This window comes from Pyrolobus fumarii 1A (assembly GCF_000223395.1).
GTDB lineage: Archaea > Thermoproteota > Thermoprotei_A > Sulfolobales > Pyrodictiaceae > Pyrolobus > Pyrolobus fumarii.
Map to the genome: position 1 here is coordinate 913,808 of NC_015931.1, position 25,782 is coordinate 939,589.

At 52.8% G+C, this 25,782-nt stretch carries 29 protein-coding genes; 19 read left to right on the forward strand and 10 right to left on the reverse strand.

Translation table 11 applies throughout. From position 1 onward, the window contains the following. Positions 1–36: 36 nt before the first annotated feature. On the reverse strand, positions 37–582 hold the full coding sequence (locus PYRFU_RS04810) for a hypothetical protein (protein ID WP_014026511.1): 546 nt from the start codon (positions 580–582) through the stop codon (positions 37–39). A 166-nt stretch (positions 583–748) separates the two neighbouring features. Next, positions 749–3,574: a DEAD/DEAH box helicase gene (locus tag PYRFU_RS04815; RefSeq protein WP_014026512.1), complete on the reverse strand. Its 2,826-nt coding sequence runs from the start codon at positions 3,572–3,574 to the stop codon at positions 749–751. Between the two features lie 159 nt (positions 3,575–3,733). Here PYRFU_RS04815 and PYRFU_RS04820 point away from each other — a divergent pair, with 159 nt between their 5' ends. Then, complete coding sequence (locus PYRFU_RS04820; protein WP_014026513.1) at positions 3,734–3,973, forward strand: hypothetical protein; 240 nt, start codon at positions 3,734–3,736, stop codon at positions 3,971–3,973. Here PYRFU_RS04820 and PYRFU_RS04825 read toward each other — a convergent pair. Further along, a complete protein-coding gene (locus PYRFU_RS04825) occupies positions 3,970–4,176 on the reverse strand; it encodes a hypothetical protein (protein WP_014026514.1) in 207 nt (68 codons plus the stop codon). The genes PYRFU_RS04820 and PYRFU_RS04825 overlap by 4 nt on opposite strands. A 46-nt stretch (positions 4,177–4,222) precedes the next feature. Between PYRFU_RS04825 and PYRFU_RS04830 the strand changes: the two genes are divergently transcribed. Next, positions 4,223–4,477: a hypothetical protein gene (locus PYRFU_RS04830; protein WP_014026515.1), complete on the forward strand. Its 255-nt coding sequence runs from the start codon at positions 4,223–4,225 to the stop codon at positions 4,475–4,477. A 344-nt stretch (positions 4,478–4,821) separates the two neighbouring features. Here the strand turns inward: PYRFU_RS04830 and PYRFU_RS04835 are convergent, their stop codons facing one another. Both PYRFU_RS04835 and PYRFU_RS04840 read right to left on the reverse strand, forming a co-directional pair. Beyond that, the gene (locus tag PYRFU_RS04835; protein ID WP_014026516.1) at positions 4,822–5,355 is read right to left on the reverse strand and encodes an HIT family protein; all 534 of its coding nucleotides are present in this window, start codon (positions 5,353–5,355) and stop codon (positions 4,822–4,824) included. A gap of 3 nt (positions 5,356–5,358) precedes the next feature. Continuing rightward, entirely contained in the window at positions 5,359–6,090 is a 732-nt protein-coding gene (locus PYRFU_RS04840; protein WP_014026517.1) for an A24 family peptidase C-terminal domain-containing protein, read from the reverse strand. Positions 6,091–6,119: 29 nt separating this feature from the next. Between PYRFU_RS04840 and PYRFU_RS04845 the strand changes: the two genes are divergently transcribed. Next, positions 6,120–6,434 (forward strand): hypothetical protein, encoded by a 315-nt coding sequence (locus PYRFU_RS04845; RefSeq protein WP_014026518.1) that lies wholly within the window; start codon positions 6,120–6,122, stop codon positions 6,432–6,434. Here the strand turns inward: PYRFU_RS04845 and radA are convergent. Next, positions 6,418–7,386 (reverse strand): DNA repair and recombination protein RadA, encoded by a 969-nt coding sequence (gene radA / locus PYRFU_RS04850; protein WP_014026519.1) that lies wholly within the window; start codon positions 7,384–7,386, stop codon positions 6,418–6,420. The genes PYRFU_RS04845 and radA overlap by 17 nt on opposite strands. A 100-nt stretch (positions 7,387–7,486) precedes the next feature. Then, a complete protein-coding gene (acs, locus tag PYRFU_RS04855; protein WP_014026520.1) occupies positions 7,487–9,457 on the reverse strand; it encodes an acetate--CoA ligase in 1,971 nt (656 codons plus the stop codon). A gap of 228 nt (positions 9,458–9,685) precedes the next feature. Here acs and PYRFU_RS04860 point away from each other — a divergent pair, with 228 nt between their 5' ends. From PYRFU_RS04860 to PYRFU_RS09945, 3 genes are all read left to right on the forward strand, one after another. Continuing rightward, on the forward strand, positions 9,686–11,539 hold the full coding sequence (locus PYRFU_RS04860) for a threonine--tRNA ligase (RefSeq protein ID WP_048192458.1): 1,854 nt from the start codon (positions 9,686–9,688) through the stop codon (positions 11,537–11,539). Between the two features lie 86 nt (positions 11,540–11,625). After that, the gene (glmS, locus tag PYRFU_RS04865; RefSeq protein WP_014026522.1) at positions 11,626–13,464 is read left to right on the forward strand and encodes a glutamine--fructose-6-phosphate transaminase (isomerizing); all 1,839 of its coding nucleotides are present in this window, start codon (positions 11,626–11,628) and stop codon (positions 13,462–13,464) included. 17 nt (positions 13,465–13,481) lie between these two features. Next, positions 13,482–14,534 (forward strand): LbetaH domain-containing protein, encoded by a 1,053-nt coding sequence (locus PYRFU_RS09945; protein ID WP_014026523.1) that lies wholly within the window; start codon positions 13,482–13,484, stop codon positions 14,532–14,534. Positions 14,535–14,557: 23 nt separating this feature from the next. Here PYRFU_RS09945 and alaS read toward each other — a convergent pair whose 3' ends face one another. Next, entirely contained in the window at positions 14,558–17,308 is a 2,751-nt protein-coding gene (alaS, locus tag PYRFU_RS04875; protein WP_014026524.1) for an alanine--tRNA ligase, read from the reverse strand. 134 nt (positions 17,309–17,442) lie between these two features. Between alaS and PYRFU_RS04880 the strand changes: the two genes are divergently transcribed. From PYRFU_RS04880 to PYRFU_RS04930, 11 genes are read left to right on the forward strand one after another with little or no spacing between them, the layout of a single operon-like run. Beyond that, the gene (locus PYRFU_RS04880; RefSeq protein ID WP_014026525.1) at positions 17,443–17,598 is read left to right on the forward strand and encodes a 50S ribosomal protein L39e; all 156 of its coding nucleotides are present in this window, start codon (positions 17,443–17,445) and stop codon (positions 17,596–17,598) included. Between the two features lie 10 nt (positions 17,599–17,608). Further along, positions 17,609–17,887, forward strand: a complete 279-nt coding sequence (locus PYRFU_RS04885) for a 50S ribosomal protein L31e (protein WP_014026526.1) — start codon at positions 17,609–17,611, stop codon at positions 17,885–17,887. Positions 17,888–17,930: 43 nt separating this feature from the next. Then, positions 17,931–18,623, forward strand: a complete 693-nt coding sequence (locus tag PYRFU_RS04890; RefSeq protein ID WP_014026527.1) for a translation initiation factor IF-6 — start codon at positions 17,931–17,933, stop codon at positions 18,621–18,623. Between the two features lie 50 nt (positions 18,624–18,673). Next, a complete protein-coding gene (rpl18a, locus tag PYRFU_RS04895) occupies positions 18,674–18,952 on the forward strand; it encodes a 50S ribosomal protein L18Ae (protein ID WP_014026528.1) in 279 nt (92 codons plus the stop codon). Then, positions 18,952–19,389, forward strand: a complete 438-nt coding sequence (pfdA, locus tag PYRFU_RS04900) for a prefoldin subunit alpha (protein ID WP_014026529.1) — start codon at positions 18,952–18,954, stop codon at positions 19,387–19,389. The genes rpl18a and pfdA overlap by 1 nt, the downstream gene beginning before the upstream one ends. 13 nt (positions 19,390–19,402) lie before the next feature. Next, the gene (gene ftsY / locus PYRFU_RS04905) at positions 19,403–20,347 is read left to right on the forward strand and encodes a signal recognition particle-docking protein FtsY (RefSeq protein WP_014026530.1); all 945 of its coding nucleotides are present in this window, start codon (positions 19,403–19,405) and stop codon (positions 20,345–20,347) included. Between the two features lie 32 nt (positions 20,348–20,379). Further along, positions 20,380–20,556 (forward strand): protein translocase SEC61 complex subunit gamma, encoded by a 177-nt coding sequence (locus tag PYRFU_RS04910; RefSeq protein ID WP_014026531.1) that lies wholly within the window; start codon positions 20,380–20,382, stop codon positions 20,554–20,556. A gap of 5 nt (positions 20,557–20,561) precedes the next feature. Further along, a complete protein-coding gene (locus tag PYRFU_RS04915) occupies positions 20,562–21,050 on the forward strand; it encodes a transcription elongation factor Spt5 (RefSeq protein ID WP_244403824.1) in 489 nt (162 codons plus the stop codon). Then, positions 21,040–21,549: a 50S ribosomal protein L11 gene (locus PYRFU_RS04920; protein ID WP_014026533.1), complete on the forward strand. Its 510-nt coding sequence runs from the start codon at positions 21,040–21,042 to the stop codon at positions 21,547–21,549. Before PYRFU_RS04915 ends, PYRFU_RS04920 begins: the two co-directional genes overlap by 11 nt. Positions 21,550–21,588: 39 nt before the next feature. Then, a complete protein-coding gene (locus PYRFU_RS04925) occupies positions 21,589–22,236 on the forward strand; it encodes a 50S ribosomal protein L1 (protein WP_014026534.1) in 648 nt (215 codons plus the stop codon). Between the two features lie 19 nt (positions 22,237–22,255). Beyond that, positions 22,256–23,302 carry a 50S ribosomal protein L10 gene (locus PYRFU_RS04930; RefSeq protein WP_014026535.1) on the forward strand — a complete coding sequence of 349 codons (1,047 nt, stop codon included), beginning with the start codon at positions 22,256–22,258 and terminating at the stop codon, positions 23,300–23,302. A 6-nt stretch (positions 23,303–23,308) separates the two neighbouring features. Here PYRFU_RS04930 and PYRFU_RS04935 read toward each other — a convergent pair whose 3' ends face one another. Both PYRFU_RS04935 and PYRFU_RS04940 read right to left on the reverse strand, forming a co-directional pair. After that, the gene (locus PYRFU_RS04935; RefSeq protein ID WP_014026536.1) at positions 23,309–23,740 is read right to left on the reverse strand and encodes a 6-pyruvoyl trahydropterin synthase family protein; all 432 of its coding nucleotides are present in this window, start codon (positions 23,738–23,740) and stop codon (positions 23,309–23,311) included. Between the two features lie 12 nt (positions 23,741–23,752). Continuing rightward, positions 23,753–24,322, reverse strand: coding sequence for a DUF447 domain-containing protein (locus PYRFU_RS04940; protein WP_167827844.1), 570 nt, complete (start codon positions 24,320–24,322; stop codon positions 23,753–23,755). Here PYRFU_RS04940 and PYRFU_RS04945 point away from each other — a divergent pair. Both PYRFU_RS04945 and PYRFU_RS04950 read left to right on the forward strand, forming a co-directional pair. Next, on the forward strand, positions 24,281–25,009 hold the full coding sequence (locus tag PYRFU_RS04945; RefSeq protein ID WP_052296942.1) for a 6-hydroxymethylpterin diphosphokinase MptE-like protein: 729 nt from the start codon (positions 24,281–24,283) through the stop codon (positions 25,007–25,009). The genes PYRFU_RS04940 and PYRFU_RS04945 overlap by 42 nt on opposite strands. Further along, positions 24,996–25,769, forward strand: a complete 774-nt coding sequence (locus PYRFU_RS04950) for a flavoprotein (protein ID WP_014026539.1) — start codon at positions 24,996–24,998, stop codon at positions 25,767–25,769. Before PYRFU_RS04945 ends, PYRFU_RS04950 begins: the two co-directional genes overlap by 14 nt. The last annotated feature ends 13 nt before the right edge of the window (positions 25,770–25,782 follow it).

The window sequence follows — 25,782 nt, forward strand, 5'->3', positions numbered from 1 at the left end:
TACACCCATAAAGTGCCAGCCGCAACCTCAAGGCTATTAAGCACTGTGTTCGCCCTTAGCAACCTTCAGGAACCTCTCATAGAAGCTACTGATGCACGTTTGCGCGGCATCCATTAGATGTATCGGGTTTACACCCGGGTATATCCACACGCAGAGACTAGGGGCTAGCTGTGTAACGTTCTGCTCCAAAGCCTCGCGTCGGCATAGCTTTAGCGTTAGCCTTCTCCCTCTAAGCTCGCCAAACACGGAATAATCGCTGTGTGCCTCGCACTTGTCAAGCAAGAGTATAGCTGATGGCGTCTCGTCAACTTGCGCGAATGTACGGCGTAAGAGTGAAACTCTGACGCGTCTAGCCGCTCCGCTAGCCTTGAACTCTAGTGTTACGGAAGATGTATACTTGTCCCATAAGCTCATGGCGAGAGGGAGCTTCTCGAACGGTACGCGGTGAAGTACTCTTCGAGTTTCCTCTTCATAATCGACCACTTCTATACGTGCATCTCGGAGAGCAGCTAGGAAGGATGTTAGGGAGGCTTCCGGCTTTATGCTAGCTACTGCGAGTACATACCAGTATAGTCGCGTCAACCCCATCAGCCGGGGATAACCTCATCATGCAGAAGTCAAAATCAGCTTACCTCGATTACATCACGGGGGCTCCGAAACACGAGCCCTCGTCACGGTGCTCAGCCGCTAGCCGTGGCGGTCTTCACAGCCCCCATTTTCATGTGTTGCCAGGTTCCCTATTAAACGCCTAGTAGTAGTCGAGAGAGCGTATCCTCTGGATTACTGCAATAGCGTTGAGCACCACGTATGGCAGTGTGCGCCTCGAGACGTAGTAGTAGCGTGGTATGCCAGCTTTGCTGTCATCGGTTATCGGCAGCACCTTCAGCTCGTAAATCTCGTTGAATGGTACCTGCCGGAGGAACTCTTCCCGCTTCTCTACCACGTCCCTGGCAGAGATGAGCACGTGTGCAAAGTCCTCGGAGTTAACTCCTCTCACCATCAGCACGAAGTGTTCGTTTAGTTTTAGGGGTTTGAAGCTGTCGCGGAACTCCTCAAGGCCTACTATCTCTTCTACGTCTTCCTCAAGGGCCCACCTCCAGTCTCCAGTGTCAACATCAATGAACTGGAAGACGCGGTAGGGAGACCCGGGTTTCCTCATTTCGCGCAGCTTAGCCTCGACTATCTTTTCAGGCAAGCCAGTCATAGATGCTAACTCTTCGACTGTGAATGCCATGCCTTTGAGCGCCTCTGCTAACTCCTTCTCAATATCGACTTTCCATAGCTTCTCCTCCGGCATTGAGATTAGGAGCCTCGCTAGGGGCGAGGCAGCGCCAGCAGTGTGTGTTGACACGTGGCCCTCGTGTACTAGCTTGAGTATTCTCTTCGCCTCGGTGACATCGAAGAACTCTTGCAGTGCTTGTCTAGCTGCTTCGAGCTTCACGAGATTATCCTCGGGACCCATTTTTGATATCTGGCCAAACGCCAGTCTTATGTCTCGCAGTGTGTTGAGGTAGTAGGGCGTCTTCATTATAGCCTCTAGTGCGAGGTTCTCGATGTCATCGGGCTTTATCTGGCTGAGCACCTCCAATGGGTTGAAGCCTGGCGTGATGCGTATGGATAGGCCGTAGTACGATGTGCGTATGCTGGAGGTGTAGCTGCGAGCCGCGTATAAGAGTGCATAGCCTAACGTACGGGCTGCAGCCTCGCCCATAAGCCCGAGGATTATCAGCTCGTCGCCAACCTGCTCGATTATCACGCGGTCGCGGCTTGGTAACGGCTTCTTAGAGACGCGGTACTCTTCAATGAACTTCTCCACCTCTCTCCTAGCATCCTCGCTCAACTTGACCCAGGTTATTGCGTCGATACCCCTCTCGTAAACCTCCTTGAGCACCTTGTCGAGTGCCTCAAGTGCGGTGTGGGATGCCTCGGGGCCTAGACCGCGCCATACAGGTACTATGGCGGTTGTGGCTTTCTCCTCCCTCACTATGATCTTGGCTGCAAGTTCGTCGATGGCAACTATTACCCACGTACGGCCTCCTAGCCTTATAGCGGCGCCTGGGTACAGCTTGTACACGTAGCTAGCGTCGAGTTCGCCGACTATCCTACCATCCTCGGTTCTCACGCTGTACGTTGATTTCTCGCCTATGGTCGAGAAGAAGGATGAGAAGCTCTTCATCCACCATGCTCTCCGGTCGCTAGTCTTCTCGAACCTCCATATCTTGTAGAATAGCTGGCCTACCTTTACGCGCCCGGGGCCGCTCTCCTGGAGAATACCGTTATCTATCAACAGTTTCACAACCTCGTCGAGCTCCTCGCGCGTTAGGTTGCGATAGTGGTAGGTCGACTTGAATATCTCATAGGCCTCGTCTATGTTGACCTCGCCCTGAAGCGCCATGCCTACAAGCTCCTTCACTAGGACGTCTAGAGGCTTCTCAGGTATGCGTGGCTCCTCGACTCTGCCCTCCACGGCAGCCTTTGTCAGTGCAGCTGCGTATAGAGCCTCAACGGCGTCATTAGCTATTATGACGCCGTTCAACACCTCTATGTCGTGCCTATGGCCGCTCCTACCGAGCCTCTGTACAAGGCTAAACACGGTGCTTGGCGGGCGGAATAGTATAACCTTCTTCACGTCGCCAACATCTATGCCCAGCTCGAGAGTCTTCGTACATATGACGGCAGTTACCTTGCCCTCGCGTAGAGCCTTCTCGGCCTCCTCCCTCTCCTCTGGCGACAAGCTAGCATGGTGTACTAGGACGTCCTTCACGCCTAGCTTTACAAGCTCCTCGTGAAGCCTCTCGGAGGCATACTTCGAGTTGGTGAAGACCAGTGTTATCGGCTCGAGATACTTTGCTATCTTCTCGGCAGCGCGCCTCCAATAGTTACGATCGTTCCCAATGACGTCTATCACAATCTCAATCTTCTTACGCCTGGCTACGCTTACGACACTCCTCTCCCTCTTAGACCCGTAGCTGAACACCTCTAGCACCTTCATCGGGTCGCCTACAGTCGCCGAGATGAGCACGAGCTGGAAGTCGCCAGCGTAGCGGCGCAGTCTTGACAAGAGGAGTGCCAGTTGTACGCCCCTCTTGGTACCAACTATCTCGTGAACCTCGTCGACGATAACCCAACGTAGGTTGCGGTAATATTCTCTGAAGCGCGTAGCCCAATCAAGGTCTATCTCGAGGCTCTCCGGCGTAGTTATTAGGATGTGTGGTGCTTTGCGTAGCCTCTTGCTCCTCTCGCTTTGGGATACGTCGCCGTGCTTCCTTGCCACTCGGAATCCTAGACGCTCGGCCCACCAGCTTATGCGCAGGTATAGGTCGTTAATCAGTGCGCGCATGGGAGTTATGTAGAGCAGTGCTACTGGCTCGACGTTGCTAGAGGACATCATGCTTAGTATGGGGAGTAACGCGGCCTCAGTTTTGCCGTACCCAGTGGGTGCTGTGATTATCACGTTCTTGCCTGCCATTATCTCTGGTATGGCCTTCTCCTGGATCTCAGTGAGCTTAGTCCAGCCCTTCTCTTCGAGTAGCTTCCGAATCTTCTCATTGAGCATCTCAATCGGGCTGGGCAATACCCCCTCACCCTTGTGTGTAGCAACTGTACTATCCGGCACCTTGGACGCCCAGAGGCTGAAGGAGAGCTGTAACTCCTAGCCCCTTACAAGGCTCTCGGTTAAACATCGTTTGTTTTAAGGTGTAGAGTGTATATTGGTTATCCGTGGTTGGTTTAGATGGTGCGCAACAAGCGCTACAAGTGTATTGTCTGTGGTAGGATGTTTCCAGAAGGGCAGGGTATTGTGTTACAAAGAGGTGGCGTAACATTGACATTTCATAGTAAAGCGTGTGCGGTGAAATTCTTCCGTTTGATGGTCGAGACTATTGACGAAGGAGAGTTCAAGAAAGTTGCAAGGAGCCTGGTTAAGGAGTTCGAAGAGGCGCTCAAGAGGCGCGAGAAGCGTAAGCAGATTTAAGACTCGAACAAGTTGCGAATCTTCTCGAGCACCTTGTCTATCTCCAACTTGCGAGCTAGCTCGACAGCTCTCTCCACAGCATCCTTTGCATCATTAGCGGCGACATTGAAAACTATGTTAGTACCTTTGAGTCTCACGCGAAACCTCTTCTCACCCATCAGCTCATACTCCTCAATAACTTCAAAGTCGTTAGCACCTATCAAATCCTCTCTCCCTCCGAGGCTCTAGGATAGGAGGGCGGTAGCCTTTATGGTAGGAGATGCCTGTACTACCCGTGAAGAGATACACGAAAAGATTATCGACATACTATGCTCCTCTAGAGAGCCTCTCGAGTTTGACTCCCTCTTTAACAAGGTGAGAGAAGCGTGTATGCATATCAACAAGTTCTTGTTTCGCGAAGTACTTGCCATGCTTGTACGGGAGGGACTTGTAAAGAGAATCAGTGGGGAAGAGTATGGTAAGCCGCGTATGGTATTCGTATGTGTAGATACGGTAAAGAGTTAAACGAGTGGTGTGCTATCAAAGTAGTATTACACACGTCTGGGGATGGGGAATCTTGGAGTCTCTGGTGGAGGCTCTAGAGAGGACTAAAGCGAAAGCTGAGAAAGTTGGGGAATTACTTCAACGTTTCGAGGCTAACCTGGTGTCAGGTGTGCTTATCGAAGCACTTGGTGAACTTGAGGATGAGATGAAGAGGTTGGCCAGCATATATCCGCCGGCAGTACACTACCATGAGCGCGTGTATCTGTTAAGGAGGTATGTTGAGGCTATCCGTGTTCGTGCAATACTCTACGGGCTGCGTAACTACTTCCGCGAGGTCGAGTATATAGAAAGCCATTATCGTGAAATCATGAGCTTTCTCGATAATCTTGGAGCTCTTTTAGGAGCTTCTCGGCGTAGCGGGCTATCGGGTCACGAATCACTCGGTAAGTCTCACGCACATCCTGAGGTATAACCTTTGTCTCGGCTATCACAGGCATGAAGTTGGTATCGCCATTCCACCTTGGAACTACATGTACGTGTATATGGTCTTCTATGCCAGCGCCTGCAACCCTACCAAGATTAATGCCGACATTGAAGCCATGTGGGTTTAGCGCCTCCCGGATACCCTGTATAGAGGCTTGTGTCAATACTATGAGTTCAAGCTTCTCCTCTATCGTGAGGTCCTCTAGGTTTGCAACATGCCTCTTGGGCACAATCATCACGTGGCCTGTGTTATATGGATAGAGGTTCATGACTATGTAGTTGTGCCTTCCTCTGAAGATGATAAGTGCGTCCTCATCGTTCATCCCCTGCAACCTGCACAGTACGCAACCCTCCTCTTTCCCTTCCGTGGCTCTCTTCACGTAGGAGTATCGCCAGGGTGCCCATAGGACTTTCATAGTTCACCGTTTATGTATGAGGCTCTCGAGTAGGAGAATGATAGGCTTATCTCCAAGCGTCAATGCCAAAATGAAACCCACCGTGAGTGGCACGAGAGCTGGTATCCCATAGGTTGCCCAGAGGTAGTCCTTGGGCCTCACCCTACCCTCTGCAATGGCTCTTTTCACTATGTCGGAGGGGTCAACTTCAACGCTACAAACTGTGTCTTTCGCGCCCGGAAGATCGATCGGTATCCACCAAGAGCCTTTTGCTATTGTCTCTGCGCGTACCGGCCTGGCTGTGAAGATGCGGATCACCCGTTTTGTGAGTGGTAGTTTTGAGAGTTGGCGTCTAGACTCGCTGGATGCAATGTTGTGCGCCGCTATGTATATGCTGATTGTGAGGGAGGCTAGCGAGTAGTACAATAGTGTGAGGAGGGGCGCTGGTAGTAGTGTGGCTCCGAAAGGCTCAGCTAGTGTGATACCGAGGAACATGAGGAGGTCGCCCATACCCTTAAGGCATAGCAGGACGAGTACAGCGATAGCAGCTAGTAAGAAAGCGTCTATCACGAGATAGGCTTGCCACGTGTGCGGCACGCTCCCTGTATACACACGGTATGCTAGGAGAATTGCCTCAGTGCCTATGAATATGTAAGGTAGCCAAGATGGTATAGCGCGGCTGCGCAAGTCGAAAAGTGAGCCTAGAATTAGAAATGCTATGGCGGCGATGTGCTGCGCGGTTATTACGAGGCTCAAACTGGCTCGCCCCCGGGTGTAGCCTGGGCGTGAAACTACCGTATCTATCGCGGAACCCGCTGGCTTTCCGCCGGGTAGCAGAACGGTTGCTACGTGAAGCTATGGATTGTGGTGTCTATGTGTTAACGTGTAGCGCGTGGAAAGGTGTGCGTGTAGAGTTTGTGGAAAGGCGTGTGTATGATAGGCTTAGTGGGTTAAAGCTTCGTCTTCGTATACCAATTATCGTGTTTAGTGATGATGCTGGTGGCGAGTGTAGGGTTGAGGCGCGTTGGGCGGGTGACGCGTTTAAGCTCGAGTGTAGCGACCTAGAGAAGTGTTGTGAAAGAGTTACTCGGGGTCCATGATACCCTGATCTGTTATCACGAATACAGTCTCGTTCTCCGGTAGGTGCGGCGCATCTACAATCCTTGCTATCCTCTTGTTACCGCGTGCCTTGCGTAGCTGTACGCGTATGCCGGGCGCGTGGTATAGTACGTGTCCGCCTACTGCCTGTGTCGGGTCGCCCCATACGACATCGGGTCTAGCCATAACCTGGTTTGTTATCACAATGGCTATATCGTACAACTCTGCTAGCCTCATGAGCTGGTGTAGGTGGCGGTTAAGCTTCTGCTGCCTCTCGGCTAGCCTCTCGCGACCCGGATACTCCGCACGGAAGTGACTCGTTATGGAATCGACTATCACAAGCTTAATGTTCTGCTTCGGCACTAGGTCGAAGAGCTCCTCTACTATAGCCATCTGGTGGTCGCTGTTTATAGCGCGGACGTAATATATGTTCTCCATGACCTTATCCGGGTCGAGACCCCACCTCTTTGCCATGTTCTCGATACGCTCCCATCTGAACGTACCCTCTGTGTCAATGTACACTGCACGTGCTCCAAGGCCGCCTTGCTCGGGTGGCAGCTGGACGTTCACAGCAAGCTGGTGGCAGATTTGCGTCTTGCCGCTGCCATACTCGCCAAAGAACTCGGTTATCATTCTCGTCTCGATGCCGCCGCCTAGCAGAGCATCGAGGTTCCTCGAGCCGGTGGTTATCTTCTTTGCAGCAAGTCTCTCCTTCTTAAGCTCAAGGGCGGTCTTGAACGTCAGGTTTAGTGCTTCACGTGCAGCGCGTACTATCCTCTGTGCAGTGCTAAGTGGTATGTTCGCTGCAGCTGCGAGCTCCTGCGGGTTTGCTGCAGCAATGGCCTCTAGCGTTGTGTAGCCTGCCTCCTCTAGTTTCCTTGCTGTTGCCGGGCCGACACCGGGCAAATCAGTAATGGAAGTAATCTTCTTTGTTATAGCCTTAGAGGTCACCACTTACACCCTGCTAGGGCGTGCACAATAAGACCTTTATATACTTGGGGCTCTGTGCGTGCCCTCTTAAACAAAACGTTTCGAAATGTGCGGGGCTTTAGCCTTACTCAGCCTTTTCAAGCTCCCTCTTGAACTCCTCAAGTGCTCTTCGTATTTCGTCGAGGCTAGCTTCATCCTCGAGAGTGGTTAGGTCGCCGGGGGTCTTGCCGAGCAACACTGCCTTTATCACTCTCCTCATTATCTTTCCGCTTCTTGTCTTAGGCAGCTTCTCGACGAAGAATATCGCTGCTGGCACAGCTATTGGTCCAAGTGTCTTTCTCACATGCTCTACTAGCTCGTGGCGTAGCTCCTCACTTGGCGTGTAACCTTGCCTTAGTACAACGAATGCCACTGGTACCTCGCCTTTAACCGGGTCCGGCTTTCCAACAACAGCGGCCTCGGCCACCGCGGGGTGGCTTACTAAGGCGCTTTCTATCTCGGCGGTGCCAAGCCTATGACCAGCAACTTTGATCACTTCGTCTGCTCTACCCAGTATCCAGAAGTATCCATCCTCATCCTTCATCGCGTAGTCTGCAGGATAGTAGATCCACTTGCCCTCCTCTGGCTTACTAAACCTCTGCCAGTACGTCCTTACGTACCTCTCGGGGTCGCCCCATAACGTCATGAGCATTCCTGGCCAAGGCCTCTTGATTACCAGGTAGCCACGCTGGCCGGGAGGACAGGGGCTGCCATCCTCGCATACGACGTCTGCATCGACGCCTGGCAGGGGGTATGTGGCGCTCCCCGGCTTCAAGGGTACAAGCTGAATGCCTGGCGCCGGCGATATCATGATGCCTCCGGTTTCTGTCTGCCACCATGTGTCGACGATGGGGCATCTCTCTCCGCCGACTACAGTATAGTACCACTTCCACGCCTCCGGGTTGATCGGTTCGCCGACCGTGCCGAGTATACGGAGCGTTGAGAGGTCGTGCTTCTTGACCCACTCTTCACCATACCTCATTAGCATCCTTATCGCGGTTGGCGCGGTGTAGAATATCGTAACGCCATACTTCTCGACTATCTGCCACCAACGGTCAGGTGCAGGGTAGTCCGGTGCACCCTCATACATGACTGTAGTTATGCCGTGAAGCAACGGGCCAAACACTACATAGCTATGGCCCGTTATCCACCCGATATCGGCTGTACAGAACATAACGTCATCTGGTTTCACGTCAAAGACCCACTTCATGGTCGCATAGACCCATACAAGGTAGCCACCGGTGCTGTGAACCACGCCCTTTGGTTTGCCAGTCGTGCCACTAGTGTATAGTATGAACAATGGGTGCGTAGATTCCACTGGCACGGGGTCGACTTTGGCGTGCGCCGGTAGTAGGTTATGAAGCCAATAGTCGCGACCCTCAGTCAGCGGCACGTCTATCTTAGCGCCTCTAGCGGTCACATTCTTGACTACAATGACCGTCTCAACACTGGGAGCCATCTCTAGAGCCTCGTCTGCAATCTTTTTCAGTTCGATGACCTTGCCGCGTCTAAAGCCGCCATCTGCAGTTACGAGCACCTTTGCCTTCGCATCATTGATCCTCTCTGCAAGGGCCTTTGCAGAGAAGCCGCTAAACACAACTGTAAACGTTATACCAAGTCTAGCAGCTGCCAGCATGAATATTGGAAGCTCTGGTATCATCGGCAAATAGAATGCGATGGTATCGCCCTTCCTAAGACCAAGGTTCTCGAGAACAGCAGCGAAGCGGTTCACCTCACGGTACAACTGGTAGTATGTGAGGACACGCGTGTCGCCAGGCTCACCCTCCCATATTATTGCGGCTTTGTTGCGTAGACCGCGTTTCAGGTGACGGTCTACAGCGTTATAACTCGCGTTTATCAAACCGCCGACGAACCAACGGTAAAATGGCGGGTTGCTATCATCAAGCACCTTATCCCAGGTTTTGAACCATTCAAGCTCTCTGGCAATTTCTGCGAAGAACTCCTCTGGGTTCTCAAGGGCTCTCTTTCTAACCTCTTCGAGCCTCTTGGGGATGAATCTGGCTTCTGTGGGGAGTGTCTTAGGCTCTGAGGTCAAGCTCTCTGCCCCTATGCGGCGTTCAATAGTATTCTAACACGTTCGTTGCGATAAAAACGTATTTCCAAGGCTTGTGAACCTACGCGGTAAGAACCGTACTTAACGCGTAGTAGAAGCGATGTACCCTTGTAAACTGAACACTGGATTGTCGCCTAGTCTCGTTGGGACACCGCACATAATGTTTAAGTTTAAACCTTCTCCGTGAGCCTTGGGTACCGGTGCCCCACCCTGAGGACTCTCCTGATACACGCTAGGCATTTCCACTATCGTGCGGTGAAACCCGCTCTAAAGGAGGGCTACGAGGAGCTTGATGGAGTAAAGGCTGAGGGTAGAGCCGAGAACGCCTTGGTCGTGTTCGTGACAGTCGAGGATATCGACAGGGAAAACCTTGATGACGTTGTCGAGCAGGTTGTGGAAGACGTGATCGACGTCGCTAGTAAGGTGAAGGCAGACGTCGTTGTCGTCTACCCCTATGCTCACTTGTCTAGCAGATTAGCGCCCCCGGATGTAGCTCTAGAGGCCCTAAGAAGGATGGAAGAGAGGCTGCGCCACCGTGGCATTAAAGTGATACGCGCGCCCTTCGGGTGGTACAAGGAATTCGAAGTCCATTGCTATGGTCACCCTCTGGCCGAGCTTTCGCGTGAGTTCCGCCCGCGTGCCTCTCGTGCAAGGCGTGTTGAGAAGAAGTTTGTGATTGTGACGCCCGATGGTGAGCAGTACGAGCCGGAAGAGTATGTGAAGCGTAGCGACATACCAGAGGACCTCAAGAGGCTTATCGAGAAAGAAGCGCTAGGAATCGAGATAGGCGAGGTTGAGACACCGGTAACGAGATACTGTAGGAAGTTCGGCTTCGAGTGGGAGCCCCTCTCAGACTATGGGCACATGAGGTACGAGCCACATGCCACCGTGATAATGGAGGCCGTTTCGCTCTACGCATGGCGCGTTGCTCAGCGTCTCGGGATACCAGTGCTACGGATACGTGGCACAAACATGTTCGATCTCTCCGTGCCTCCGGTGCGCGAGCACGCAGAGCTATTCGGCGATAGACTGTACGACCTTTGGGCTGACCGCAAGCATCTTGTGCTTCGGTATGCAGCGTGCCATCAGCAGTTTGCAATACTCAAAGATATGGTGCTTAGTTACCGCGACCTACCTCTAGGCATGTTCGAGATCGCGGACAGCTATCGATTCGAGCAGACTGGAGAGCTGACGCTATGCTTCCGCCTTAGAAAGTTCCACATGCCGGATCTACACATACTAGTACGTGACCTTGACGAGGCTGTCAAGGTATCCGAGCGTGTGCAGAAGGTCATACACGAGGAGGTTGCGAAGCTCGACCGCAGATATGTCGCAGTCTACAACGTGACCAGTGACTTCTTCGAGGAGAGGTTCGATACGCTACGCGAACTGATAGCCAGGGATGGTAGACCAGCCCTCGTCACGATATACCCTGCCGGCATATACTACTGGGTTCTCAACGTAGAGTACCACATCGTAGATGTAGCGGGTAGGCCGCGAGAGATAGCAACCTACCAGTTTGACGTTGGTAACGCAAAGCGCTTTGGGATCAAATACGTTGACGAGAAGAACGAGGAGAGATACCCGGTGATAATACACACGGCGTTGATAGGTTCGGTTGAGCGCTACATCTACATGGTGTTTGATACGGCAGCTCAGATGGAGAAGAGAGGCAAGACGCCCTACATACCAACATGGATGGCGCCAATTCAAGTACGCATAATACCCGTGTCCAAGGAGCAACTGGACTACGCGCTGAGCATAGCTGAGATGCTAGACTCTCACGGCATAAGAGTTGATGTGGATGATCGCGACCTGTCGCTTGGCAGGAAGATTCGCGACGCTGGCCGAGAATGGGTGCCGTATATAGGCGTGGTTGGCGAGCGGGAGGTAAAGACCGGCACAATTAACGTCACCATAAGACGTACCAATGAGAGGCGCGCTATGAGACCCGAGGAGCTGCTTAAAATGGTGGAAGATGAGGTCAGGGGGTACCCGCGCGTCGATAGAGCAACGCCGATGTTGCTTAGCAAGCGGCCGACACTAGTATACCTAGAGAAATAGGGCGGGCCTCGGCTCCGCTGAAGGCTCCTCATTTTATTCGGGCCAGGGGTTCATCCCATCACGGGCCCGCCGGGGAGAGGAAAACCGTGTGTGGAATCATAGGCGTCACGGTCTCGCCACAGTGTCAACAAAGAAATGCAGTACCCCTGCTGCTCGAGGGTCTCAAGAGGCTCGAGTATCGTGGGTATGATAGTGCAGGAGTGGCGCTAATCATGTGTAGCAATTCATCTTGTGACGTGAAGGTCTACAAGGCTAAGGGTAAGGTCGACGAGGTTATCGAAAGGTTCTCGCTCCGAGAAAAGTATAGTTTAACGTGTCTAGGTCACACGCGTTGGGCTACGCACGGACCACCTTCTGACACTAATGCACACCCTCATGTGGATTGTAGAGGATACATAGCAGTCGTGCATAACGGGATAATCAAGAACTATGCAATGCTTAAACAAGTTCTATCTGAGCATGGGCACCGGTTTCGCAGTGAGACCGACACTGAGGTGGTCGCGCATCTTCTTGAGGAGTTTCTGCGCGAAGGCCTAGGCATGCTGGAAGCTATGCGCAAGCTACTAGAGGTTCTTGAGGGTAGCTTTGCGCTAGCTGTGTTGTATTCTGGTACACCTAACCGGGTGTACTTTGCGCGAAGAGAAAGCCCATTGTACGCGGCTGTAGGGGATTGCATTTCTGCAGTGTCGAGTGATATACCATCACTATTGCACATTTCGAGGCTAGTGGTGCCAATAGAGGATGACGAGTATGGGTATGTAGAGCCTGGTCACCTGAGCCTCTATGATAGGAGGGGAGAGCCGGTAGACTGGAGGCGGCGTGCAAAGATAGTAACGTGGAGTATTGAGGAAGCGAGCAAAGGTGGATACCCGCACTACATGTTAAAGGAGATATTCGAGCAGCCCAGGGCGCTCTACGAGACGCTGATAGGTTTAATCGAGGATCCTGCACTGGAGGAGGCTGCCGAGCTACTTGTGAACGCGCGTAGAGTTTTCGTGACTGGCGCGGGCACAAGCTATCACGCCACTCTAGTCTTCAAGCATTACATTACTGGGATGGCAGGAATTGTACCCATTGATTTCATTGCCTCAGAGCACCCCGAGTACATGGCTGCGGTGAGTCATGAAGACGTTCTCATAGCTGTTAGTCAGAGCGGTGAGACAACAGACACGTTGCAAGCGGTGCGTGAGGCCAAGAAGCGGGGTGTCAAGATAATAGCTGTCACGAACGTCATTGGAAGCACGTTATCAAGGCTAGCAGACGTCACACTCTATACGCGTGCTGGCCCGGAAATCGGTGTTGCCGCGACAAAGACCTTCCTTACTCAAGTGTTGACTTTACAGCTTCTAGCGGCACGTGTGGCATGCAAACTCGGTGTTATAGATAAGAGCGATTTCGAGTCTATTGTTGAGAAGCTTAGCTCGGCACGCGAAGCAGCGCGCAGTGCCGAGAGACTGAATCCTCACATTAAGGCACTAGCCGTTATACTATCCAAGGCACAAAGCATGTTCGTGCTTGGAAGGCTACTGGGTGCACACCTGGCTAGAGAAGCGGCCTTAAAGATAAAAGAAATATCATATGTGCATGCCGAGGCCTACCCTGCAGGCGAGAGTAAGCACGGGCCAATAGCTCTTGTTGAGGAGGGGTTCCCGGTTATATTCGTGGGTACACCTGGTGTTGAGAAGAAACTCTACTCTAACATGGAGGAGATGAAAGCGCGTGGTGCCAAAGTGATAGTAGTTGGTGTCGATAGTTACGAGGATGCGCCAGCAGATTACAAGGTGCTAGTAGGGTCATATGATGAGACGCTCGCACCCTATGCTATTATGCCGCCGCTCCAGTTGCTAGCGTATCACATGGCGGTGATGTTGGGCTATGACCCAGACAAGCCGAGGAACCTCGCAAAGACAGTTACCGTGGAGTAGACTGTAAGGTGATAAAGATGTATGACAAGAGGGATGTTATAATAGTCGTTGTAAACTCGCGTGGGGCGAACTCTGCCAGCATAGTGAGCAGTGGCAACCCCCTCGATGTTAGAGTGGCGTGTAGACCTCTACGTGAACACTTAAAGGAGGCGGCAGGACAAGTAGCTAGTAACATCGTCTTTGTTGACGATCTCGTAGAGGCTCGTAAGGCTATACATGATGCTGAGCAGGCAGGTATTGTCCTGCTGGTTGACGGGTTGAGTGGCTTCACAAATCCTAAGCGAGCATTTGAAGATGCTCTGGAATCGTATATCGCAGCTACCAGTGATGTTGTCGTGCTAGCGACTAAGCCCTATGCTGAAAGAGGTGTACGCGTAGCCACAAGGGGCTCAACGTTAGTTGAGGCTGGTGTTGGTAGTGAGGCGTTTGCTGGTGTAGTGGCAGGGAAAAGAGAGAAACTACTAGACGCGCTAAACAGAGCAAGAAGCTGGATCGAGGTTCTCAATGCGCTCCATGAAGCCAATGTAGTCTACTGGAGCGAGCCCTGGATACGTCTCGAGACACCATACGACATACTACTGTATAACATGCTTGTCCTTCAGGAGCTGCGTGAGGCACGGATAGCAGCTAATGCCGAGATAAGCCCCACGGCTGTAATAGAAGGACCTGTTGTAATCGAGGAGCGTGCACGGATAGATCACTATGCGGTTATCAAGGGCCCGGCTATGATTTGTAAAGACGCCTTCGTAGGGTTGCATGCAACTGTAAGACAGTACTCAGTGTTAGAAGAGAATGCGCGAGTAGACGCGTATAGCGAGGTATACGTTACTAGTCTCCAGCGTGGTGCAACTCTCTCCTCGCACACGTATCTAACGGGTAGCATTGTTGGCGAGGCGGCAAAAGTAGAGCCGTTCGTCGTCACTAAAGTATTGTACGAGCGTGAGGCCGCGGAAAAACTCGGTATAATCGCGCCATTTACGCCAGAGACACGCGCAGGTGCAGTCATCTACGCTGGTGCTAGAGTACCGGCAGGTACGGTGCTCGAGCCACTCGCGCACATAAAACCCTGAGTATAAACGAGGAGAGGTGTTGGTCACCTCTTTATCATTGATACTAGCCTCTCGGCCAGCTTTTCTATAAGCTCTTTAGCCTTCTCCTCGTTATCTGCGGGTATAATGCCAGATGCAATGCTACCACGACCACCGCCCTTACCGCCGAGTTCTCTCAGCACCTTAGCCACCGGCCTTAGGTCGATATCCTTCCTACGCGTGGCTATCTGGACACGATAACCACTCTTGGATGGCCATGCGACAATAGCTATAGCGTCTCCCTCTTCCAGCTTCTCCAGGACATCCATTGCAAGTTTGTCATCGCTCACCGGCACTACAACCAGCCTTAAGACTATGCTGTCGAGCCTCTTCTCTGCGGCTGTGCTGCTCAGCGCCTTGGCTAGCATCCTCCTATACTCGCCTAGCATGCGTTTAGCCTCTTCGTGCTCCTCTACGAGCTTAGCAAGTCTAGTGTTCAACTCTGCTATGCTACGCCCACCCAGCTTTTCGACAGCCTTCATAATCGTATCCTCAAGGTTTGAAGCATACTCGGCTACACGGTCACCGGCAACGTATTCTAGTCGTACGACGCCGTCTTGGATACGCTCCACATTGATTATCTTGAATGCACCGACCTCACCAGTGTTGGACAGGTGAGTGCCGAAGCATGCCTCCACATCCCAATCCTCGATTTCGACTATCCTGAGTTTAGGCGAAGGCGGTACACCGCCTTGGAATATACGATAACCGTACTTCTCAACAGCCTCGTTCCACTCCATGAGCCTAGCTTTCACGGGCCTCCTCTCGCGGATGACACGGTTAACCATCTCTTCAAGCTCTTTGACCTCTTCGCGGCTCAAGGGCTTGTAGTGTGTTATGTCTAGCCTGCCCTTCTCGGGGGTCTTCTCCGCACCAGCTTGCCATACATGGTCGCCTAGTAGTCTTCTAGCCGCTGCAAGGAGAATGTGAGTCGCTGTGTGGTGTCTCATCATCCTGTATCTTCTCTCCCAGTCTATAATGCCGAGGACCTTCTTGCCTACACAGTTGGACGGCAAGGGCGGCTCGACAATATGCACGATTACACCCTTATCGGTCTTCTCAACACCCTTAACGTGGTACTCGCGCCCATCACAGTATATCGTGCCCGTGTCGTGTAACTGGCCGCCTCCCGTTGGATAGAAGGCGGTTGCGTCAAGAACAACATAGTTGCCATTCACGCCCAGTACGATAGCCTCAAACCGCCTCATGTAAGGATCCTCGTGGAATAGTCGACGCGTCTCCGGGAACCCATCGGCCCACTCAACTACCTCGCGAGGTAGCCTGGTCTTCTCTACCTCCCTGGCTACGCCTCCCCTAGCACCGTGGCGCTCTGCAACCTTAGCATAGAAGTCGTGCGGCACACTTACTGCGACGCCGCGTTTTGCTGCAACACCGGCCACGATATCCGGCGGTATGCCGTGACTATCGTACAGCAGTATAAGGTCGTCAAGCGATAGGCTACGCTTCTTAGCTAACATCTTCTCCACGATCTTCTCCGCATTTGTGAGTATCTTGCGGTACTTCTCCTCCTCTAACCCGGTCACTTCCAGGATGTAACTGCTCCTCTCCACATACTGAGGGTAGAGGTCGCGCCAGTATCTCAGCTGACGCTCGACAAGATCTACGAGACTCGCATCCGAGCCTAGCAGCGCGAGGAGCCTTACAGCGCGGCGTATAACTAGCCTGGCTAGGTACCCCTCACCGCTATTAGACGGTACTATACCATCGCCAAGCATCCACATAATGGTTCTCGTGTGGTCTAGGAGAGCATAGACTCTAGCCGCCTTTTCCAGCTCCGCTTTCACCCAATCAACGTCAGCGCCGAGCGCGGATGCAATCTTCTCATAGTATGCTTTGATGCTCTCGGGTGACTCTGGGTCTAGGTAGCCAGCCAGCCTCGCAGCGCTCCATAATAGTTTCTCTTCGGGCTCATCAACGCCTATCACCTTGAAGAACTCTGGAACAAGCTCGCGGTATATGGCGTGGAAGGCTGTAGGTGCACGCCTATTGCTAAACCACGTTATCCTCTCCAGGCCGTAGCCAGTGTCGACAACCCTCAACGGCATCTCTACATATTTGCCGTCCCTAACCTCGTACTGCATGAAGACTAGCGTGGCAAGCTCCAGACCGCCTACAGTCACCTCGAAGCTCGGTCCAGCGTTGCCGCCACCCTCCCACCACGACTCCTTGAATACAATCTCCTCTTCGGGAATCCCCAGCTCTTTAGTGAAGAACTCAAAAGCATACTCTACCGTCTCGTCCTTCCAGTAAACGTGCTTATCGGGGTAGTTAAACGCGTGATGACCACCCATAGTGAAGCCGGTGAGGTGCCTACCAACAGTGAGACCAACGTGATCTATATCCTCAAGGCGTATACACGGTTGTGCTATCACGAGTGGATTCGCGGGTGGCGGCACAAGACCGCTAGTAACGTGAGGCTGAAACACAACTATACTCGCTATTGTGAGGTAGAGATCCTCCCTCCATCTCGCAACAACAGGTCTAGGTGGTATGATAGTGTGGCCGTGCCTCTCGAAGAACCGCAAGAACTTCTCGATAGCCTCGCGTAGCGTCAGCTCCGGCACGCTCCTGGGTATATCCCAGAATCGATACTCCTCACAGGGTGCGTCGCCGCACGTCTCCCTCTCACTACTGAGCGTCCAGAAGTACTCGTTGCAAACCTTGCACTGCTTACGGTGGAAACCGCGCTCCTTGAAGAACTTCAGCCTATAGACACTCGGGTCTACGCGGGTCAACCACGATCACCTTACCGGCCCAACAGGGGGAGCAGCATAACGACCTATACTCTTTAGGCTCTGCATAGTGATGGGCGCTAGAGCCCCTAGCTTTAAAGGCTGTCTGTGCTTTCTGGCAGTGCCGGGGGACGATAATGGCGCGGAACAAGCCTCTTGCTAGGAAGCTGAGGCTTGCCAAGGCGTACAAGAGTAACAGCCCGGTGCCAGTATGGGTTATCGTGAAGACGAACCGTAGATTTACAACCCATCCGAAGCGGAGGCACTGGAGGAGGAACTGGATAAAGGCGTGAGGTGAGCGCGGTGCCCAAGGAGAAGAAGGAGATGGTCTACGTTATCCCCCTTAAGCGTGTCTACTGGGGTAGGAGGACTAACCGTGCGGCGCGTGCTGTAAAACTAGTTAGGCAGTTTGTGGCTCGCCACTTCGGCGTTGAGCCCGAGAAGGTGTGGATAAGTAACGAGGTTAACGAGTACATCTGGCAGTTTAGCATCGAGAAGCCGCCGAGGCGCGTCAAGGTATACGTCGTTAAGGACGAGGAGGCTGGCTTAGTGAGGGTATACCTGGCTAGGAAGCAGGACTAACCGTTTTTCCCTAGGCGCGGGAAGCTGCCGGGGGCTACGGATTTTGTCCGAGGAGAAGGGGGCTATTGAGAAAATCAGCATCTTTGGCAACTCGAACATAGGGGTCTACATATTCGCCAACAACAAATTTGCGCTAGTGCCGCCCGGCGTAGCCGAGAGCGACAAGAAGAGGATACGTGATACTCTCGGAGTGGACATAATAGAGGTCAAGATAGCAGACATGATAATCAATGGAGTGATGGTTGCGGGTAACGACAGGGGGTTGCTTCTCCCAAGGATAGTCAAGCCTGAGGAGATAGACGAGCTCAAGAGTTATATAGGTGGTAGCGTGCGCATAGAGGTGCTCAACATACGTAGTACGGCACTTGGCAACCTCATAGCTGCTAACAACAATGGTGCTCTAGTTTCGCCTCTCGTTGATAGAACCGTGCTAGAGATCGTACGAGATGTGCTTGGTGTTCCTCGTGTCGAGATGAAGAGGCTTGCGGACATACCGTCAGTTGGTTCAATGCTAGTCGCCAATAGTTACGGTGGGCTTGTGCACCCCGGGGTCTCCGACGAAGAGATAGAGTTCCTCCAGAGTGTGTTCGGCGTTGAGTTCATCCGCGGGACGGTCAACTTTGGCCTCTACTTCGTGAAAGCCGGGATAGTGGCTAACGATAATGGTGTGCTTGTCGGTGAGGATACAACTGGCCCTGAGATTGCGCAGATAAGCCAGGCGCTTCTTCCAAGGTGAAGCCGTTATAATAGTCCGGTCTATGCGTTGCGGCACCGGGTGACTAGTTAATGGCTACAAGCGGCGATGTGCAGGTCAAGATATTCCGTGTAGAGGGCCGCATGCTCATTAAACACGACAAGTTCCCGACATGGTGGAAGTTCCGCAAAGAGGTTAGAGCGTTGACGCCCGAGCATGCGATAGAGAAGGTACTGTCCGAGATGGGTAGCAAGCACCGCGTCAAGAGGTATAACATCGTGATTGAGAGCGTCAAGGAGATTAGTCTGGATGAGGCAACCGACCGCTATGTGATCCTCCTCTCGCAGCTAAAGAAGTGGGTGAAAGAGTAATGAGTGAGCAACGCATAGACGTAAACACACTTCTGCAGCAACTGTCCGCACTAGAAGAGTACATAGCAGCGCTTCAGACTAGCATAGAGCGTATCAATGCCAGTTTGCAAGTCCTCTATGCTGGCGAGAAAGCACTAGAGGAGCTTCGCAACGGCGACGTCGAGGCACTAGTAGATTTGGATGGAGGCGGTGTAGTGTACGGTTTTGCCCGCATAAATGGAGGCGAGAAGAGTAAGGTGCTCATCCATGCCGGGCTCGATGTGTTCGTAGAGGTGCCTATTGACAAGGCTCTCGAGATAATAAGGCAGAGGCAGGCTGAGACCGCTAAGACTCTTGACGCGTACCGCCGCGAGCTCATGAACGCTCTGGGTGCCTATCAGCAGCTGAGGGCTATGCTAGAGCAGGCGATAAGGCCGGCGGCTAGGCAACAGGGTTGAACCAGGGGAGCAAATGGTACTCAAGAGGCTTCGCAAGGTACTTCAGGGTTTTGTAGAGAAAGTTGAACGTGTAGTACAGAAGGCAGCTGAAAAGGCTACAACAAAGACGATCAGCGAGAAAGATGTAGACGAGTTTCTCCAGGATCTTCTCATGGAACTCATAGAAAGTGATGTTGCGTTTGAGACCGCCGAGAAGCTGGTAGAGGAGTTGCGCAAGAGACTAGTGGGTCTTCAGGTGCCGAGAGGAGCTGATACGCGCAAGATACTTGAGGGCAAGGTACATGAGGCTCTCGTTGAGCTTCTCAAGACAGGATGGCGGCATATAGACCTAGTGTCCGAGGCCAAGGAGAAGTGTAGACGAGGCGAACCTCTTGTCATAGTATTCTTGGGTGTAAATGGCGTAGGAAAAACGACAACGATAGCGAAGTTCGCCTACATGTTCAAGAAAGCAGGGCTCACACCAGTCATAGCAGCAGCTGATACATTCCGTGCAGGTGCGCAGGAGCAGCTGAGGCTTCACGCTGAACGTGTAGGTGCGGTTTTCGTAGGTGGGCGTTACGGTGCCGATCCTGCCTCGGTAGCTTACGATGCGATACAGATGGCCAAGAGTAGGGGCTATTGTGTGGTCCTAGTTGACACTGCAGGGCGCATGCATACCGATATCGACCTCATGGAGGAGCTTAGGAAGATTGTACGTGTAGCCAAGCCAGACTACAAGGTGCTTGTGGTTGACGCTTTAACCGGGAATGATGCTGTGGAGCAAGCGAAGTTCTTTGACGAGGCGGTGGGTGTCGACTTTGTAGTCCTTACAAAGTTTGATGCGGATGCCAAGGGTGGTACAGCGATAAGCGTTGTGGATGCTATCAAGAAGCCAATACTGTTCCTTGGCGTGGGTCAACGGTATGAAGACTTGGAGCCCATGGAGCCAGAGAAGCTTGTCGCCAAGCTGTTATCCTAGCGGGGTTTAGGGCACCAGTCTGGGCGCGGGCAATGATAGAGAAAGTGCGCGAGACCCTAGAGACATGGCGGCAGATAATACTCAGGACGAGGAGACCTAGGCGTGACGAATTCCTACTAACCTTCCGTATTGTGCTGCTCGCGATACTTGCTATAGGCGCGGTTGGTTATGCTATTCACCTGGCAGCCAGGTTTGTGCTTGTAGGGTGAAAGGTGTGACGGAGGAGACCAAGGAGCGCGGCCCGCAACGACCTGTGAGGTTCTATGCTGTGAGGACCATCGCTGGGCGAGAGATAGACGTAGCGTTGTTAATTGAGAGTAGGGCTAGAGAGAACAATCTTGACATCCGTTCGATAATAGTCCCGCCTAAAGTGAAAGGTATAGTGCTTGTCGAGGCGCCAGCGGCGTTCATCGTTAGTGAGGCTATACGTGGTATAAGGTATGCCAGGAGTGTAGCTCCGGGCTACATACCACCCGAGGAGATAGCCAAGGTGATGAAAGAGGAGGTTGCCATACGCATCAAGGAGGGTGACGTAGTAGAGATAATCTCTGGTCCGTTCCGTGGATTCCGTGGTAGGGTTGAGCGCGCTGACCTAGAGAAGGGTCAGATAGAACTCACGCTGCTAGACGCAAGTTATAACCTAAGGATAATAGTCTCGCCGGACATGGTGCGCCCGGTGAGGGAGGAGACCCATGGGGCGTAAGAAGACGCTCACTTTCACTGTTGAGGGTGGTAGGGTCAAGCCTGGGCCGCCAATAGCGCCTGCTATCGCGCCACTAGGGTTGAACGTAGCCGAGGTTGTGCAGAAGATAAACGAGGCGACCAAGAAGTTCGAGGGTATGACAGTACCGGTTAAGATCATCGTTGACCTTGACACTAAGGAGTATGAGATAGAGGTTGGCATTCCGACCACAACTGCGCTACTCTTGAGAGCAGCTGGTGCCAAGGAGCCGTCTGGTGACCCGGCACACCACAAGATAGGCGATATACCATTCGAGAAGATAGTCGAGATAGCCATAATGAAGAAGCCGCAGTTGACGGCTAAGACGCTAAAGGCGGCAGTCAAGACTATACTAGGTACTGCGAGGTGTATCGGACTGCTCGTTGACGGTAAGGATCCGAAGCAGGTGGTGAAGGAGGTAGAGCAGGGTCTTTACGATGCCGTGTTGGCAAAGTACGAGGAGGAGTGGCGCAAAGCCTAACCGGGCTTGGGGGGCGCGTAGCGCGCGAGGTGGAGAAGAGTGTCGTTCGTGCCTAAGGAGAACCTCGTGGATGCAATAAGGAAGGCGATAGCGTACTCGCCGGAACGTAAGTTCAAGCAGAGTGTTGAACTGATAGTTGTGCTTAGGGACGTTGACCCTAGGACCCCGGAGGGCCGTATAAGGGAGATAGTATTCCTTCCACATCCGCCAAAGAAGCACGTAACGATATGTGTGGTTGCAGATGGTGATATGGCTGTCAAAGCACGTGAGGTCGCCGACCGTGTAATAACTCGTGAGGAGCTACAAGGTATTGACAGGAAGATGGCGAAGAAGATAGCACAGACGTGCGACTGGGTGCTCGTCAAGACCGATCTTATGGGCCTGGCTGGTAGGATACTTGGTCCGGCTCTTGGTCCAAGGGGTAAGATACCAGTGCCGATGCCGCCGAACGTTAACGTGGAGGCGTTTGTCAACAGGTATAGAAGTGCTGTGATGGTGAGGACCAGGGACCAGCCACAGGTAATGGTTAGGATTGGCACGGAGGACATGAGTCCCGAGGAGCTTGCGGAGAATGCGATGCGTGTGTTGCAAGTGCTGGAGGGTAAGCTGAAGAACCCGACCTACAACATCGCGAAGATTATCGTGAAGACCACGATGGGACCGCCTATAGAGGTCCGGCTACGGTGAGGCGGCGGGGTGGGCGCCAGTGGCGCTTCGCATAGCGTTCAAGAGGACTAGGCCGATACCAGAGTGGAAGAAGAAGGAGGTTGAAGAACTAACCAGGCTGATAAAGAGCTACAAGGTTATCGCGATCGCGGACCTGACGGGTATACCAGCGGCGCAGTTGCACCGTATACGTAAGAAGCTACGCGAGAAGTATGGCGAGGACAAGATAAAGCTGCGTGTTGCTAAGAACAAGTTGTTCAAGCTCGCTCTCGAAAGGGCGGGTATAGATGCCAGCAAGTTTGAGCCTTATCTGACTGGCAACAACATATTCATCTTCGCTAACATAAACCCGTTCGAACTCGCAATGATACTAGACAAGGAGAGGGCAAGGGCGCCAGCAAAGCCGGGTATGAAGGCGCCCACTGAGATAGTCGTGCCAGCTGGCAACACGGGTCTCCAGCCAGGTCCAATCATGAGCGTGTTTAGCAAGCTCCGTATCCCGATACGTGTGCAGGAAGGCACCATCTGGATTGCAAAGGATACTGTTGTAGCCAAGCCAGGTGACGTGATAAGCGAGGAGCTCGCGTCGCTCCTCCAGAAGCTTGGCATAGAGCCTGTAGAGATATACCTAAAGCTCAAGATGGCCTATGAGGATGGTGTGGTTATCCCAGCAGAGCACCTCTACATCAACATTGACGAGTATAGACAGCGCGTCGAGGAGGCTGTAAGACATGCGCTGTGGGTGGGTGTAGAGATAGCATACCCAGAGCCCGAGGTGATGAAGCTAGCGATACCGGTTGCAGTAAGGCGCGCATTCGCTGTGGCAGCCGAAGCTGGTTACGTGACACCAGAGACGGCAGAGTTCGTACTAAGGACGGCAGTTGCGAAGGCACTAGCAGTCGTCGCCGCCCTAGGCGACAAGGCAAAGGAGCTAGGCATCGAGGTGCAAGTGGCTGCTCCGGCTGCGGCTGCGCCAGCTGCTACCGAGGAGAAGGAGGAAGAGAAGAAGGAAGAGGAGGAAAAGAAGGAAGAGGGCGTCAGCGAGGAGGAGCTCGCCGGCGGTCTCGAGAGCCTATTCGGCTTCTAAACGCCCCTACTTGGTTTCTATCTCAACCTCAGCGTACCTATCCACGCTCTCCCATACCCTCAGACGCACTTTCAGCTCTCTGCATCTTTCCGCGCCAAGTCTCCTACAGAGAGCTTCGTGTAGTTCTCTTGCTAGGGTTAGTGCTATGTGTTCGGTTGTCGCTGAATTGTAGGGTATCCTCTTTACGCGATAATTAAAAACGCCGTGTGCCTCAAAGTGGCCGCTCGCTGGTAGTATAACAGCCATGTTCCACTCGGAAAGAATCGTTTGAAGAGTATCTCTCAGCAATCTAAAATCTACTACCATGCCATGCTCGTCTAGCGTGCCTTCTACCTCGGCATCTACACGAAAAGTGTGACCGTGGAGTATGGGCGTGGAGCCTGGCTCGGGTGTATAGTGGATAGCTTCGAAGACGAGATTTGCTACACCGACCTTCACGCGCAAAATGCTCTACCCCACGCCTCTACAAGCATCCAGGTGAGCGTTAATGCTTGCCAATATTCTCTTAAACCATGTTAGATATTCGCCTCTCGCTCTCCTCTCAAGGAATGAGATGCAAGGCTCTACGCTCCTATAGTGCGCGAGCTTCTCGCTGCAATCGTCGAATACCTTTACACGCGTGTAAGCGATTAACAGCTCGACTAGACAGGAGGCTAGGCGCGTGAACGGCTCCGGGTCGCTCACTTTAGCAGCTCTAACCGGCCTTAGTGTCAACCTCTTCTTGTATCCATCCATTTCTATACTCTCAACCCTAGCCTCTATCACGAGGTAAGGATTGGAGAGAGTAGGGCAACAGTACTCTTGGTTCTCGGTGCGTGCCTCCCCGAATAACACTCTAGCATAGTCGATAGGGTCCGAGGGGACCGAAAGCACAACACAGCCTCCTAACGTTGCATTGTAGAGCGTTGTACCAGGGTAGAGCCATGCGTATAGCATATCCCCGTCGCGTACCACACCCAGGGGCGTGAAGCGACAACCATGGTCAAGCGTAGCGATACTAGCGATAGTCTCGTATATCACTCCTTCGCGAAACCATCGAAGCAACTTATCCTCGAGATACTTGAGGCCATACGGGCTAGTTTAGGTTTCGACCCACTTGCTGATCGTAGAGCAGCTGTGCTCCTCGAGACCCTCCTCTATGAGGCTATGAGCGAGGAGCGCTTAGCGAGCATTAGGGACATCAAAGCAATCGTTGAGGGACGCCTAGTAAGCGTGGTTGCAAGCGGCGCCTGTCTAGAAAAGGAAGCTAATCTCATCGAGGGGGTCATCATAGCTGCTGATGGCGCTACGAGCGTCTTACTACACATGGGCTTCGATTGCCCAGATATCATCGTGACCGATCTAGACGGGCCCCTCGAAGATATACTATGGTGTGCCTATCGCGGCTCGTTGATAGTCGTGCACGCGCATGGCGATAATGCATGGCTGCTCCACGAAATCGTGCCAAGAACGCCTCTCGTAGCTGGTAGTGTCCAGGTTGAGCCTTTGCTCGGCCTGGCTATGCTGCTGCCAGGCTTCACCGACGGTGATAGGGCAGCTTGGCTAGCGCACGTGGCAGGCGCATCAAAGATAAGACTCGTAGGTTGGTGTCCAGATGCACCTCAACACCCGTTATCAAAGAGGCTTGTTAACCCCCTTAAGCGTAGAAAACTAGTAATTGCAGAGAAGCTACTCGAGATGCTCAAGGGATATCGTGGAGAGTTGTAAGAGCGGTGCAAGGATACTATGGGTTGTGACTGGTGCCGGGAGCTGGCTCCGAGAAGCAGCCGGAATAGCAGCTGCTCTCGCAAAGTTTCATCGTGTAACCATTGCGTTGACTAAGGCTGGGTATGAAGTTGCAAGGGTCTTCGGGGCTCTCGGTTTATTGAGGCTCGCGGCGCCAGGCGGGTATTATCGCGAGCTTGTAGTTGAAGCGTCGGCTAGCGGCTTGCCAGTCGTGAACAGAGTATCTGCAAAGAGCTATGATCTCGTCGTTATCGCGCCTGCATCCTCCAACACTATCGCTAAGATAGCGTATGGAGTTGCGGATAACCTGGCGTCCAGCGTTGCTAGCCAGGCTTTGAAGAACCGCGTGCCTCTTGCAATTGTGCCTAGCGAGTGGCCCGACGGTGTAGAAACCGAGCTGCCGTGTCGTGTTGACAGAAACCTTTGTGTAGGCTGTAAGGCGTGTATACCGGTCTGCCCTGTAGGTGCCATAACACTCGTTGAAGGCAAGGCACGTATAGAGCTGCAAGAGTGTGTCGGGTGTACTAGGTGTGTCGCAGCATGCCACGTTGGCGCAATCAAATGCTTCGATAGGGTCAAGGTGAGGCCTAGTAGAATTGATATTGAGAACTTGGAGAGAGTGAAGATGTATGGTGTTGTGGTTCTGGAGAGGCCGCTTCAAATCCTCAAGTGGGTATCTTCCATGGGGTATTGTGTCCCGGGCTCTTCGTTTATAGGAGGGAATGGCGGGTTGACGGAGTAACAGCGGGTGTGTG